General features: G+C 60.7%; 12 protein-coding genes. 8 read left to right on the top strand and 4 right to left on the bottom strand.

All coding sequences use genetic code 11. The features are described 5' to 3' along the window. Positions 1-12: 12 nt before the first annotated feature. Positions 13-1416: a dicarboxylate/amino acid:cation symporter gene (locus ACFP6B_RS05270; protein WP_377127737.1), complete on the top strand. Its 1404-nt coding sequence runs from the start codon at positions 13-15 to the stop codon at positions 1414-1416. An 89-nt stretch (positions 1417-1505) separates the two neighbouring features. Here the strand turns inward: ACFP6B_RS05270 and ACFP6B_RS05265 are convergent, their stop codons facing one another. The 4 genes from ACFP6B_RS05265 to ACFP6B_RS05250 all read right to left on the bottom strand — a co-directional run bounded on the left by ACFP6B_RS05265 (position 1506) and on the right by ACFP6B_RS05250 (position 5668). Then, a complete protein-coding gene (locus ACFP6B_RS05265; RefSeq protein WP_377127734.1) occupies positions 1506-3209 on the bottom strand; it encodes a DUF885 domain-containing protein in 1704 nt (567 codons plus the stop codon). 53 nt (positions 3210-3262) lie between these two features. Then, complete coding sequence (locus ACFP6B_RS05260) at positions 3263-3577, bottom strand: acyl-CoA carboxylase subunit epsilon (RefSeq protein WP_237198645.1); 315 nt, start codon at positions 3575-3577, stop codon at positions 3263-3265. Positions 3578-3591: 14 nt separating this feature from the next. Further along, positions 3592-5196, bottom strand: coding sequence for an acyl-CoA carboxylase subunit beta (locus ACFP6B_RS05255; protein WP_237209512.1), 1605 nt, complete (start codon positions 5194-5196; stop codon positions 3592-3594). 187 nt (positions 5197-5383) lie between these two features. Next, on the bottom strand, positions 5384-5668 hold the full coding sequence (locus ACFP6B_RS05250) for a YciI family protein (protein ID WP_185173348.1): 285 nt from the start codon (positions 5666-5668) through the stop codon (positions 5384-5386). A gap of 116 nt (positions 5669-5784) precedes the next feature. Between ACFP6B_RS05250 and ACFP6B_RS05245 the strand changes: the two genes are divergently transcribed. From ACFP6B_RS05245 to gatC, 7 genes are all read left to right on the top strand, one after another. Further along, positions 5785-6633, top strand: coding sequence for a biotin--[acetyl-CoA-carboxylase] ligase (locus ACFP6B_RS05245; RefSeq protein WP_377127729.1), 849 nt, complete (start codon positions 5785-5787; stop codon positions 6631-6633). A 58-nt stretch (positions 6634-6691) separates the two neighbouring features. Further along, entirely contained in the window at positions 6692-7186 is a 495-nt protein-coding gene (locus ACFP6B_RS05240) for a PH domain-containing protein (protein ID WP_237187330.1), read from the top strand. Positions 7187-7407: 221 nt separating this feature from the next. After that, entirely contained in the window at positions 7408-8535 is a 1128-nt protein-coding gene (locus tag ACFP6B_RS05235; RefSeq protein WP_377127725.1) for an adenylate/guanylate cyclase domain-containing protein, read from the top strand. Further along, entirely contained in the window at positions 8532-9608 is a 1077-nt protein-coding gene (locus ACFP6B_RS05230) for a PP2C family protein-serine/threonine phosphatase (protein WP_377127722.1), read from the top strand. The genes ACFP6B_RS05235 and ACFP6B_RS05230 overlap by 4 nt, the downstream gene beginning before the upstream one ends. Before the next feature lie 37 nt (positions 9609-9645). Next, positions 9646-11865 carry an NAD-dependent DNA ligase LigA gene (ligA, locus tag ACFP6B_RS05225; RefSeq protein ID WP_377127719.1) on the top strand — a complete coding sequence of 740 codons (2220 nt, stop codon included), beginning with the start codon at positions 9646-9648 and terminating at the stop codon, positions 11863-11865. 539 nt (positions 11866-12404) lie between these two features. Next, positions 12405-13082 (top strand): transglycosylase family protein, encoded by a 678-nt coding sequence (locus ACFP6B_RS05220; protein ID WP_377127716.1) that lies wholly within the window; start codon positions 12405-12407, stop codon positions 13080-13082. Positions 13083-13239: 157 nt separating this feature from the next. After that, positions 13240-13536: an Asp-tRNA(Asn)/Glu-tRNA(Gln) amidotransferase subunit GatC gene (gene gatC / locus ACFP6B_RS05215; protein WP_083093415.1), complete on the top strand. Its 297-nt coding sequence runs from the start codon at positions 13240-13242 to the stop codon at positions 13534-13536. Positions 13537-13540: the final 4 nt, after the last annotated feature.

Below are 13540 nucleotides of genomic sequence, written 5' to 3'. Positions count from 1 at the left end.
CAGTGGTGAGACATGTCAAACCACACCACAGCACCCGCTAGCCGCAAGAGACTTCCCGCCTGGGCTACGTCCTTCGGCAATCAAATTATTGCCGCCCTTATTCTGGGCGTGATCTTGGGCCTTGTCGCCACCAACCTCGGTGGCGATGCCACAGGGAACCCCAACTGGCTCATGACCACCCTCTCCACTATCGGCTCCTCCTACGTCACCCTGCTCAAAGCAGCGGTGGTACCCCTGATCTTTACCGCCGTGGTCTCGTCCATCGCCAACCTGGCTGAGGTAACGAACGCGGCCCGCCTGGCTACCAAGACCCTGCTCTGGTTCGCCTACACCGCCCTCATCGCTGTGGTTATCGGCCTGGTCCTCGGTCTTGTCACCCAACCCGGCGCTAACACCGGTCTGGCTACTCCCGAAACCTACGAGGGACGTACTGGCTCCTGGCTGGGCTTCCTCACCGGCCTGATTCCCGCCAACTTCCTGGGCCTGGGTGTGAGCATCTCAACCTCCGGTGAAACCGTCACCGGTTCAGCCAGCTTCAACGTACTCCAAATCCTGGTGATTTCAGTAGTCGTGGGTATCGCAGCGCTGAAAACTGGCCCGGCCGCCAAGCCCTTCCTCGAAATCAACAAGAGCGCCCTGGCTATTATCCAGACCGTGCTCTGGTGGATTATCCGCCTGGCTCCGCTGGGTACCATCGGCCTGATCGGCCGCGCCGTCTACGCCTACGGATGGACCTCCATGGGCTCCCTGGCTCGCTTTGTAATCGTGCTCTACATCGGCCTGGCCTTGGTACTCTTCGTGGTCTACCCCGCTATCGCCCGCGCCAACGGCCTGTCGGTCAAGCAGTTCTTCTCGGGCGTCTGGCCTGCCGTGCAGATGGGCTTTGTCTCCCGCTCATCTATGGGAACCATGCCCCTGACCCAGTCTGTAGCCGAGCGTAACTTCGGTGTACCTCGCGCCTACGCCTCCTTCGCGGTGCCCCTGGGCTCCACCACTAAGATGGACGGCTGCGCCGCGGTCTACCCCGCCCTGGCAGCACTGTTTGTGGCCCAGTTCTACGGCATTGACCTGAACTTCACCCACTACCTGCTCATCATCATGGTCTCGGTGCTGGGATCCACCGCTACCGCAGGCACCACCGGCGCGACCGTCATGCTCACCCTCACCCTTTCTACCCTGGGTCTACCCCTCGACGGCGTGGGTCTGCTCCTGGCGATTGATCCCATCATCGACATGGGCCGTACCGCCGTCAACGTCGCAGGCCAGGCCCTGGTAGCCCTGATTGTCGCCAAGCGCGAGGGCATTCTGAACGAGGAACTCTACAAGGCTCCCCGCACTGAGGGCGGCTTTGTCGCTGAGGACGTCTACGCTCGCCTGGGCGAGGCACCCCAGGTACCTGCCGCGGCAGCGTCCTAATACTCCGCTACCACACAGCAGAGGGCGGGCCCTGCACACCGGTCGGTGTGCAGGGCCCGCCCTTTTGTTCTCTTGCTCAGGTTCTCAGGTTAAACAGCGAGCGCCCGGCGTAGGGTATCAAGCCCGACTGAACCCAGCATGAGTGCCCGGGTGTGGAAGTCGCGGTCGCTCATGCCGGCGGCGCGGGCGTCCTCACGCAGCTGCAACCAGACTCGCTCGCCCACCTTGTAGGAGGGGGCCTGGCCCGGCCAGCCCAGGTAGCGCAGGAACTCGAAGCGGCGCTGGCCCTCAGAAATGTCGAGGTTGGCTTCCAAGAACTTATAGCCCTTCTCCGCGTCCCAAATTCCGGGCTCGACCCCCAGCTCAGTGACCCAGCGCTCGGGAATCTCAAAACCGCAGTGCAGGCCAATATCGAAGACCACGCGAGCTGCGCGCAGGCGCTGGGCATCGAGCATGCCCATGCGGTCGCCCGGGTCAGAGAGGTAGCCCAGCTCGTCCATGAGCCGCTCAGCGTACAGGGCCCAGCCCTCGCCGTGGCCCGAAACCCACACGGCATTAGCCCGCCACTGGTTTAGGGCTTCGGCCATAGCGGTGGCGTAGGCAACCTGTAGGTGGTGGCCGGGCACGCCCTCGTGGTAGACAGTTGAGGTCTCGCGCCAGGTACCGAAGGTGTCTTCACCTTCTGGCACTGACCACCACATGCGACCGGCGCGCTCAAAGTCAGCGGACGGGCCGGTGTAGTAGATGCCGCCCTCCTGGGTGGGGGCAATCATGCACTCAAGCTTGCGTAGGGGGCCTTCGATAGTGAAGTGCTCTTGGGCCAGGTAGTCAACGGCAGCGTCGGAGAGCTTCTGCATCCAGGCCCGCAGTTCATCGGTGCCCTTCAGGGTACGCTCGGGATCAGCATCGAGCAGGGCCTTTGCCTGGTCAATGGTAGCCCCGGGCTTAATGGCCTCGGCAACCTCCTGCTGGGCTGCGATAATCCGGTCCAGTTCCTCAACACCCCAGGCGTAGGTCTCTTCCAGATCAAGGGTAGTGCCCACAAACTGGCGGGAGTAGAGGGAGTAGCGCTCGCGGCCCACAGCATCGGCCTCAGGCGCGTCGGGGCGCAGGGTGTCTTTGAGGTAGGAGAGAAGTTCGCTGTAGCCTTCCTTAGCGGACGCCGCCCCCTGGGTAGCGCGGTCGGCGTGCTCAGGGGCGGCTTCGGCTACCTCTTGTGCCAGAGCGTCGAAGAAACCGCCTTCGGCAACGTAGGCGGCTACCTGCTCGATGACGATATCGACCTGGCGCACCGCTGCCACCTTACCGGCGGCACGGGCGGCTTCCAGGGTCTCGATATAACCGCGAACCGCTTCCGCAACGTTACCCAGGCGGCCAGCAATGTGCCCCCAGTCCTCGGCTGTTTCACGGTTCATCAGGTCAAAGATGGCGCGAATACCCTGAACAGGGGAGGCAATGTTGTTGAGTTCCCAGTCGCCCAGGCCCGCCTCGTGCAGTTCGAGCTTGAGACCCAGGCGCTCGCGCATGGCATCGACAGTAACCCGGTCGATGTCGTCGGCCGGTTCAACGGCGTCAAGGGCTGCCAGAGTAGCGCGGGCTAGGTCAATCTCTGCCTGGGTACCGGCGGGGGAGTAGTCGGGGTACTCGGTTTCCCGTCCCTTACGGCCCTCGATAGTGGCCGCTGCCGGGTCGAGTTCCAGGGTCTTCTCGTAGTAGTCGTTGGCAATGCGGTCGACCTCGGTCTGGGCGCGGTCGGCCTTAAAAATTTCGGGTAAATCTGGGTGTAGTGTCATACACCCCATTCTAGGTTACTGTGACCCAGAAAACAGGGAGCTGAGTGGGTGAACTACTGGGGGCGGGCCCGCTTCCAGGAACCCGGCCCGGGGCGCAGTCGCATACCCAGGCGCTGAGTGTGGTTGAGGCGGCGCTGCCACATTTCCAGCGCGGTCTCCTGCCGGGAATCAGCCTGGGCCTGTAGCGCCACCACGACGCTAGTCAGCGCAGCCAGCTCTTCTTCCGTGGGGTTGCCCCGCACCACCGACAGCACGGGGGCGGGCACCTGCTCATCGCCGGCGTCCTGCCCCTGGTTTTCAAGGGGCGCGGACGCCGGTGCCGGCTTCTTGCCGAAGCCCAGTAGGGACAGCGGATTGGGAGTTGCCATGTTCTACCTACCCCTTACAGCGGAATGTTGCCGTGCTTTTTAGCGGGGGAGGCTGCGCGCTTATCGCGCAGGGCCCGCAGGGAAGAAATGATGCGCACGCGGGTCTCGGAAGGGGCGATGACCTCATCGATGTAGCCCAGCTCAGCAGCCTGATAGGGGTTGAGCAGCTCCTCTTCGTACTTGGCAATCAGCTCAGCGCGCTTAGCCTCAACATCGCCGCCCTCTTCGGCCACAGCGGCCAGCTCGCGGCGGTAGAGAATATTGACCGCACCCTGGGCCCCCATTACACCGATCTGGGCGGTGGGCCAGGCCAGGTTAATATCGGCGCCCAGCTTCTTCGAGCCCATCACAATGTAGGCCCCGCCGTAGGCCTTGCGGGTAATCACGGTAACCAGCGGAACGGTCGCCTCGGCGTAGGCGTAGAGCAGCTTGGCGCCGCGGCGGATAATGCCGTTGAACTCCTGGTCGGTACCGGGCAGGAAGCCTGGCACATCAACAAAGGTCAGAATCGGAATGTTGAAGGCATCGCAGTTGCGCACGAAGCGGGCGGCCTTTTCAGAGGCATTGATATCGAGGGTGCCAGCGAACTGCATGGGCTGGTTGGCCACAATACCCACGGTCTTACCCTCAACCCGGGCATAACCAATCATCACGTTGGGGGCGTAGAGGGCCTGCATCTCAAAGAAATGGCCATCATCAACCACCGACTCAATCACAGCCCGCATATCGTAGGGCTGATTAGCTGAATCGGGAATCAGCAGGTCAAGATCAAGATCATCGACGGTGACCTCGGGGTCCTGATCATGATCCAGGGGGAAGGTCTCGGTGAGGTTGTTGGAGGGTAGGAACTCAACGAGCTCGCGGACGAAATCAAAGGCGTCCTCTTCGTCCTCAGCCAGGTAGGTCGACGTACCCGTCACCGCGTTGTGCTGGCGGGCACCGCCCAGGGTCTCCATATCGACCTCTTCACCGGTCACAGTCTTAATGACGTCGGGGCCGGTAATAAACATGTGGCTGGTCTTATCAACCATCACAATATAGTCGGTCAGAGCGGGGGAGTAGGCCGCACCACCGGCGCAGGGGCCCATAATCACCGAAATCTGCGGAATCACGCCCGAGGCCCGCACATTCATACGGAAGATATCGGCAAACATAGCCAGCGACGCAACACCCTCCTGAATGCGGGCGCCACCACCGTCATTAATACCGATAATGGGGCAGCCGTTCTTCAACGCGAACTTCTGCACCTTCACAATCTTCTCGCCATTGACCTGCGACAGAGAACCACCGTAGACGGTGAAATCCTGGGAATAAACCGCAACCAGGCGGCCATCGATAGTACCGTAGCCCGAAACCAGGCCATCACCCAGCGGCTTTTTCTTCTCCATACCAAAAGCCGTAGTGCGGTGCTTAGCCAGAGCGTCAAACTCCACAAAAGAACCCTCGTCAAGCAGCATCTCGATGCGCTCGCGGGCAGTCTGCTTGCCGCGTTCGTGCTGGCGGTCAATAGGGGCCTGGCCGGTGGGGGCAAGAGTCTGCTCGCGGCGGGCGTAGAAGTCAGCGATCTTACCGGCGGTGGTGGTCAAATCGGGGGCATCGGTGGTGGGGTTCTCGCTCATGCTCTGCCTGCCTCGTGCACTGTGGGTCAATGGTGTGGGGTGACCTGGGATAAGGGCCATTCTTTTCAACTATAGACCTGCCACCCCGCCCCACCCAATTATTCTTGGGATTTTTGAGCGATTTTTCTAAATAAGGGCGGGTGGGGCAGGCTCGCAGCGAAGTTGCTTCAGCTCTAGTGCTTCTTGCTTACTTGCCGACCTTACCGATCACAGCGTTCCATTCGCGTGCGGTGTAGCCGGTGAGCACGCCGCCGGTGCTCATGGGGTCGGCTGCGATAATGCGGTCGAGGTCGTCGCGGTCTTCGGCAACGAAGATGAGTAGGGCACCTGCGGGGTCGCCGTCGAGGAAGGCGCCGGCTGCATGCAGCTTGCCTTCTTCGTGGAGCTGGGCCAGATATTCGCGGTGGGCGGGGCGGTGCTCAGCCTGCAGATCGGCGGGGCCGTAGGAGTACTGCACAGCGTAGACGGTCATGGTAGAACCTTTCGTAGGGGTTAGACAGTTCCAGTATTGCACCGCTAGGCCGCTCAGGCTGGGCGTGACCCCGTAGAATAGCGGTCGAAACTTAGTATGTGAGATAAGGAGTGCGCATGGGGCACCTTCAGGCTGACCTGGTTGATGTGGGCGGGTTTGAGCGGGTGGAGCTTCTGCCCTCGGTGGGGTCAACTAACGAGTATGCCCGGCAGATTCTGGTGGGTGATGCCCTGGTGCGCCGTAGCTATGGGGAGCTCTCGCTGGTCTCGACCGCCGACCAGAATGCGGGAAAAGGACGCCTGGATAGGGTTTGGGTGGCCCCGGCCGGTGCCGCTTTGGCAACCAGCTTTATCGTTCGTCCTCATGTCAACCCGGCCAACAGGGTTGCGCCTGACCAGTACCACTGGTTTACCTCTTTAGCCGCCTTGGCTGCCTGTGATGTTTTTGAGCAGCTCTCAGGGCTGCACCCTTCTATTAAGTGGCCTAACGACGTACTGCTGGGCAACCGTAAAGCCTGCGGTATTTTGGCCCAGCTCGTGATTGAACCCGAGGGACAGATTTCGGTTGTGGTGGGTATCGGGCTCAACCTAAACCTGGCGCAGGAAGATTTGCCCGTCCCTACCGCAACCAGTGCCCTGCTGGAATCTGGACAGCCGGTTGACTTGAACCGGGCGCTGACGGCCTTAGCGACCAGCTTCGCCCGCTACTACCGGGAATTTGCAGCCACCGGCTTCGATGTGGGTGCGGCTACCGGCGGGGCCTCTCTCCTGGACCGCCTGCGGGAGCGCATGAGCACCCTGGGAGCTACCCTTACCATTCACCTGCCTGGGGATGAGACCTTCAGGGGCACCGGGGTCGAGTTGACCGCAGAAGGGGAGCTGGTCGTCCGCTCCGATAGCGGCGAGGAGCGAAGCTTCACCGTGGGGGACGTGGTGCACGTGCGCCCCCAAGGGTACGGGCGCTAGCCTCTTAACCCGGAAAATATCGGGGAATCTTCAGGAAGCATCGATAGACTCACCAGTGATGAAACTACGAGGCGACCTCTACCCCGCAGAACACACCCTTGCCGCAACGCGCGCCCACGGGGTGCTGTTGGTGCGCCCTCTGACCTGCTTTTTTCTTGCTATGACGGCCTGGAGCTTCGCCTCCGCTCTGGGGGTTGGTGCCCCTGTCTGGCGCTACCTGGCTCTGGCTCTTGCGCTGTGGCTGGTTTGGTTGGGCGTGCGAGGGGTGGTGCGCTGGGCGAATACCAGCTACCTGCTCACTAATGGCCGTCTGGTGATTAGGCGGGGCTGGGGCCCCGGTCAGGACGTCAGTGTTCCGCTCGCTGAAGTCGAGGGGGTGAGCGTGGGGCATCGGCATCTAATGGGGCTAACCAATGCTGCTGCCCTGACTGTGCATGCCCGCGGGGTGCAGCACGTGCTACGGGCTGTGCCCGATCCTGAACGTTTTAGTCGGGAGATTCAGGAGGCCCAGCGAGCTCTGCTGAGCGGGTCTACCTCCCGCTACCGAGTGTAAACTCATAATATCTGTCTGATAAGCCTAAACAGGTTGTTTGGGTTCGAAAAAAGGTGACGGCGGGCATAGAATAGGCGATGGCGCTTAGCGGGTGGTGAACATTTCGTAGCCTGGCTCACAGCAACTGGGTATTCTTGAAGTAGGTAACTACTCGCCGTGCCAGCCCTAGACCTTACTACCTCTAGAACCACGCAGCACTAACCAAGAGAAGGAAGACTCCAGTGGAGAAGTCAGCACCCGGTAGCGACCCCGCCGAACAGGCTGGAACCGCACCCAACCGGAGCAGGCACCACCATAACCGCGTGCAAAGCCAGCTCTACCGTAGCGATGAAGCCCGACAGGGCGTGCTGGAACTTGAACGTGCTCTTCTGGGGGAGAACCGCAGCATGAAGCGCGGTGAGGTGGCCGATGAGGCCGGGGTGCCTCTGCTCACCGCCCGTAAAATCTGGCGCTCCCTGGGGCTGCCCAACCTCACCGACGACGACGCCTACTTTACCCATGCAGACAGCAAGGCTCTGACTACGGTTACCTCCCTTATTAAAGAGGGCAAACTGACCGAAGAAGCTGCCCTGTCCCTCACCCGCTCGGTGGGGCAGATGATGGACCGCATGGTGGTCTGGCAGGTCGAAGCCCTGGTGGAGGATATGGTCATTAACGGTGGGCTGACCGATACCGAAGCCCGCGGCGAGCTTCTGAGCCTCCTCCCGCGTCTGATTGAAGACCTAGAAGACATCACCGTTTACGGCTACCGCCGCATGCTTAACTCGGCTATCTTGCGCCTGGCCCTGCGCGACGAAGAGGGAGGTGAGGACTTAGCTGACAGCGACCTGCCCCTAGCCCGCGGCGTAGGTTTCGTTGACCTGGTCTCCTACACCTCACTCTCACGCGAAATGAACGAGCGGAACCTAGCCCGCCTGGTCAAGAACTTTGAGCAGCGCTGCGCCGAAGTCATTGCGGTAGGTGGCGGGCGCATCATCAAAACGGTAGGGGACGAGGTCATGTACCTGGTCGAATCCCCCGAAGACGGTGCCCGTATTGCCCTGACCCTCTCAAAACTTATCAGCGAAGACCCCCAGCTTCCCGAAGCCCGCGTATCCTTCGTCTGGGGCAGGGTGCTACCGCGTCTGGGGGACATCTACGGCCCCACCGTCAACCTGGCATCCCGCCTGGTCGCGCTGACCGAACCCGGGGTCGTCCTCACCGACGCCTCTACCGCTGAAGCCCTAGAAGACGACAAGCGTTTTGTGCTCATCCCCCAAGGCGTGCGCAACGTGCGCGGCTTTGGCAACGTTAGGCCCGTGGCAATTACCCCGGGCATCGGTAATGAACTGGAGATCGATTTCGAATGACCACCGCCCCCAACCTCACTATCTACGCGGGCAAGTCAACCGACGTAGGCCAGTACCGCGATAACAACGAAGACTCCATGGTCGTTGCCGGCACCCTCTGTGTGGTCGCCGACGGCATGGGTGGGCACGAAAAGGGTGAAGTTGCCTCGCGCCTGTGCACCCGCACCCTGGCCTACGCCCAGATGTTTACCCGCCCCGGTGGCATGACCGAAGAAGAAGAGGCAGCTTTCCGTCAGGAAGTGGCTAGCGAAGCGCTCAGTGACGAACCGGGCGGACGCCGCCTGCGCAAGCGTCGCAAAGAAACCTCCGCCCTCAACCGCCAGATTCTCAAAACCCTCGATAAAATCAAGGAAATCATTGGTGAAGCCGATGAGGCCATCAAAAACGCCCTTGACCTACGAGCAGGAACAACCGTTACCGGTGCCTGGCTCACCCACATCGGGGAACAGCAGATGTGGTTTATCTTCAACGTGGGCGACTCCCGCACCTACCGCCTGGTCCGGGCCGAAGAAGCCCAGACCGAAGAGGCCCTCTCAATCTCAAACGGGCCGGTTGAGGGCCTAGAGCTGGAACAGATTACAGTAGATCACTCTGAGGTGCAGTACCTGGTCGACACCGGTCAGATCACCGCTATGGAGGCCCTGACCCACCCCCGCCGCAACGTCATTACCCGAGCCCTGGGCACCGGTAACTACTGGGAACCCGACTTCTGGGTTATCCCCGCCCGCGAGGGTGACCGCCTGATGATGTGCTCCGACGGCCTTTCTGGCGAACTCTCCCACAACTACATGGCCCGGGTACTTGCTACCGTCGAGCACCCCCAGGACGCGGCGGACGTGCTCCAGATGGCTGCCCTGCGAGCCGGAGGCCGGGACAACATCACCGTAATCGTGGCAGACGCTATTACCGTAGAGGATGCCGAAGCCCGTGCAGCCGAGCTCAAAGCCCTGACCGAGACCGATGCCCACGAGATTGTGGCCAACATCGACGGTTACGACTACCCCCACACCGCCACCACCGAAGAAGAACAGTTCCACTCTGAAAAAGAATTGCACCGGGGTATCAACGGCTAGAGTTCAGCCAGTGAGGTTATAGGGCAGAATAGATAGGGTGAGTGAAAACAAAGACCTTCCCGGTGTAGAAGAAGAAACCGTCCACGGTGTTGACCGCGACCTAGTCGAAGGCCAGGGCGTAGCCGCTGATATCAAGGAGCGCTACGCCCAGCTCGTTGACCGAGTGCGAGCAGCCCGCCAGAGCTACTATGTCAAGGACGCCCCGACCATCTCGGATGCCGAGTACGATACCCTCTACCGTGAGCTCGAAAAGCTAGAAGCCCAGCACCCCGAACTGGTCGCTAACGACTCACCCACCCAGGAAGTCGGCGGCGAAGCCTCCGCGGCCTTTACCCCCGTTACCCACCTGGCCCGCATGTACTCGCTGGAAGACGTCTTCTCCCTCGAAGAGCTCGGCGCCTGGCTAGACCGCGCCGAAACCAACGCCCAGGAGATGACGGGCGCTCGCCCCGCCTGGCTCACCGAACTCAAGATTGACGGCCTGGCGGTCAACCTGCTCTACCGCAAAGGCAAGCTGGTACGCGCCGCCACCCGCGGTGACGGAACCACCGGCGAAGACGTGACCCACAACGTCCTGACTATCGCCTCAATCCCTACCCAGCTCGCCGGTAGCAACCACCCCGAAGAAATCGAAATTCGCGGTGAAGTTTTTATCTCATCGGCTGACTTCAAGGCGCTCAACGAGCAGATGGTTGAACAGGGTAAGGCCCCCTTCGCCAACCCGCGAAATGCGGCAGCAGGCTCCCTGCGGCAGAAGGACGCCGCCCTGACCGCCGGGCGCCCCCTGAGCATGTTTGTGCACGGCATTGGCTCCCGCACCGGCCTGGATATCAGCACCCAGTTCGAAACCTACACTCAACTTCAGGAGTGGGGTCTGCCCGTCAGCCCCTACTCCCAGCTGCTTACTAGCCGCTCAGAGATTCTTGAATTCATTGCAACCTACGGTGAAAAACGCCACTCCCTGGTGCACGAAATCGACGGCATCGTCATTAAGGTCAACGATTTTTCCACCCAGGAGCGCCTGGGCTACACCTCCCGCGTGCCCCGCTGGGCCGTGGCCTACAAGTATCCGCCCGAAGAGGTCAACACCAAGCTGCTCGATATCCGGGTGGGGGTTGGCCGTACCGGCCGCGTGACCCCCTTTGGTGTGATGGAACCGGTCAAGGTGGCTGGCTCAACGGTTGAGATGGCGACCCTGCACAACCAGGACGTGGTCAAGGCCAAGGGTGTGCTCATCGGCGATACCGTGGTGCTACGCAAGGCCGGGGACGTCATCCCCGAAATTGTGGGGCCTGTGGTGGCCCTGCGCGATGGGAGCGAACGGGAATTCGTAATGCCCACCGACTGCCCCTCCTGCGGCCAGCCCCTGGCGCCCGCTAAGGATGGGGACGTAGACATCCGCTGCCTCAACGCCCGCTCCTGCCCCGCCCAGCTCACCGAGCGCGTCAACCATCTGGCTGGTCGCGGTGCCTTCGATATCGAGGCTCTAGGCTATGAGGCCGCTAAGGCCCTGACCAACCCGGCTGCCCCTGAACGGCCCCCGCTTATCTCTGAGGCCTTCCTCTTTGACCTCACCGCTGAGGACTTGGCAGACGTGCGCATTGAGCGCGAGAAAAAGGTCAAGGGGGAGCCCACCGGCAAAACTGAGCTGGTTCCCTACTTCTATACGCGGGGTACCGCAAAGAAGCCGAGTGCTCCTACCCGCAATACCGAAAAGCTCTTTGAACAGCTGGAGAAGGCAAAGAGCCAGCCCCTGTGGCGGGTGCTGGTTGCCCTCTCTATTCGGCACGTGGGGCCCACTGCGGCCCGGGCCCTGGCGACCGAGTTCGGGTCGGTGGACGCAATTCGCGAAGCAAGCGAGGAACGCCTAGCAGGCGTTGACGGCGTGGGCTCCATCATTGCTAGCTCCCTCAAGGAGTGGTTTGCTGAAGACTGGCACCGCGAAATCGTAGACCGCTGGGCAGCAGCCGGCGTGCGGATGGAGGACGAACGGGATGCTTCAATCGAACGCACTCTTGAAGGCCTCACCATCGTGGTGACTGGAACCCTGGCTCGTTTTACCCGCGATAGCGCGAAAGAGGCCATTATTGTGCGCGGTGGAAAGGCCTCGGGTTCGGTGTCGAAGAAGACCAGCTATCTGGTTGCCGGTGAATCTGCTGGTTCTAAGCTCGATAAAGCTGAACAGCTGGGTGTGACGGTGCTGGATGAAGAAGGTTTTGAGGCGCTTTTGGCGCAGGGGCCGGACGCCCTCACTTAGCGGCAAGGTCACAGGCAGGTCACAGGATTTTTTGCTTCTGTGACCTAAATGTGACCTATACCCCTGTTCGCCACGGGGAGCATGGCAGAAAATTTAAGAAATTTTTAAGGGCCTAGCAACCTGACTTAAAAACAGACAAGTCTCTGGCGGGTTAAAAATTTGTCCCCCTTTTAACCCGCAGAAATCCGCCCTTTTCCCCGGCGTTAAGGGTGATACAAGCCTGTCTTTAAAGACAGCCACCCTGGAGGGTGACGGGGGTCTCACTGGGTGGGGTGGGGAGTGTTCTGTCTCAAAAATGGGTTGGCAAAGCCGAAATCGTTACGTTATCGTTATCAACGAATCAAAAACGACCGCCAAACCAAAGGTGCGACGGTCTATAGCTCACAGTGGAAGCTGTGGGCGCATGCTGGGCTCTACCGCACACCTGATGCCGTCTACAGGGTAAAGCCTCAAACAATCCACTCAACGATTACGGGTAGACGGCAATGCGATGAAGCCCAGGGATGGGAAGAGCATAAGGTGGCCTTACGGAGCATTTCATGACTTCCAACATTCGTCGTTCAGCAGCAGTACTTGCAATCGGTGGCGCAGCAGCAGCAAGCCTGGCCGCTACCCCCGCAGCCAACGCCGCTCCCCTCGAAGCTTGGGACACCCTCGCACAGTGCGAGTCAGGTGGCAACTGGGCCATCAACACCGGCAACGGCTACTACGGTGGTCTGCAGTTCTCGCTGTCCTCTTGGGCAGCCGCAGGCGGCACCGGCAACCCCGCAGCTGCCTCAAAGGCAGAGCAGATCCGCGTTGCTGAAAACCTCCTTCAGATGCAGGGCTGGGGCGCCTGGCCCTCATGCGCTGCCAAGCTGAACCTCTACGCTTACGGCACCTCAGGTGCAGCAGCAACCGTCGCTGAGGCCCCCGCTGCAACCACCACCGTTGCTCCTCAGGCAACCCAGGTAACTGAAGTTGCTGCAGCTCCTGCTGCTCCTGCGGTTGTCGAGGCTCCTGCTCCCGCCGCTGAAACTGCACCCGCAGCAGAGGTAGTTGCCGAAGCAGCACCCGCAGCTAACACCTACACCGTCAAGGCTGGCGACACTCTGTCAGAAATCGCTTACGCTCACGGCTTCAACGGCTGGGACGAAGTACTGGCAGCTAACGCTGACCTGATCCAGGACGCCGACGTCATTGAAATCGGTTGGGTTCTGACCATCCCCGCTAAGTAAGGGCCACCGGGTTCTTAGACCTTGAGCGGATTCTGATCTCACACTGTCGCCCCCTAGCCTGCATAGGCTAGGGGGCGATTCTTTTTTAAATCGTGTTATGACCGTCGGCGGGCTAAGATAGAGACTGAAAACCTATGTCTAACTCGTGGAAGTGATTATGTCTGCTATTACGAGTGAGCAGGTGGCACACCTTGCCATGCTGGCTCATATCGAGATGACTGATGAAGAGCTGGCCGCTATGGCCGCTGAGCTCGACGTCATCGTAGAATCCGTCAAGTCAGTCTCAGACGCCGTCTCAGACGATATTCCGGCAACCAGCCACCCCATCCCGCTCAAGAACGTCTTCCGTGACGACGTGGTGGGCGAAACCCTGACGGCTGAAGAAGCTCTCTCGGGTGCCCCCGATGCCGAAGACGGTAAGTTCAAGGTTCCGGCAATTCTGGACGAAGACTAAGGAG

The organism is Rothia nasimurium (assembly GCF_042660305.1).
In the GTDB taxonomy this organism is placed as follows: Bacteria; Actinomycetota; Actinomycetes; order Actinomycetales; family Micrococcaceae; genus Rothia; species Rothia nasimurium.
This window is presented reverse-complemented; position numbering and strand designations above follow the sequence as displayed.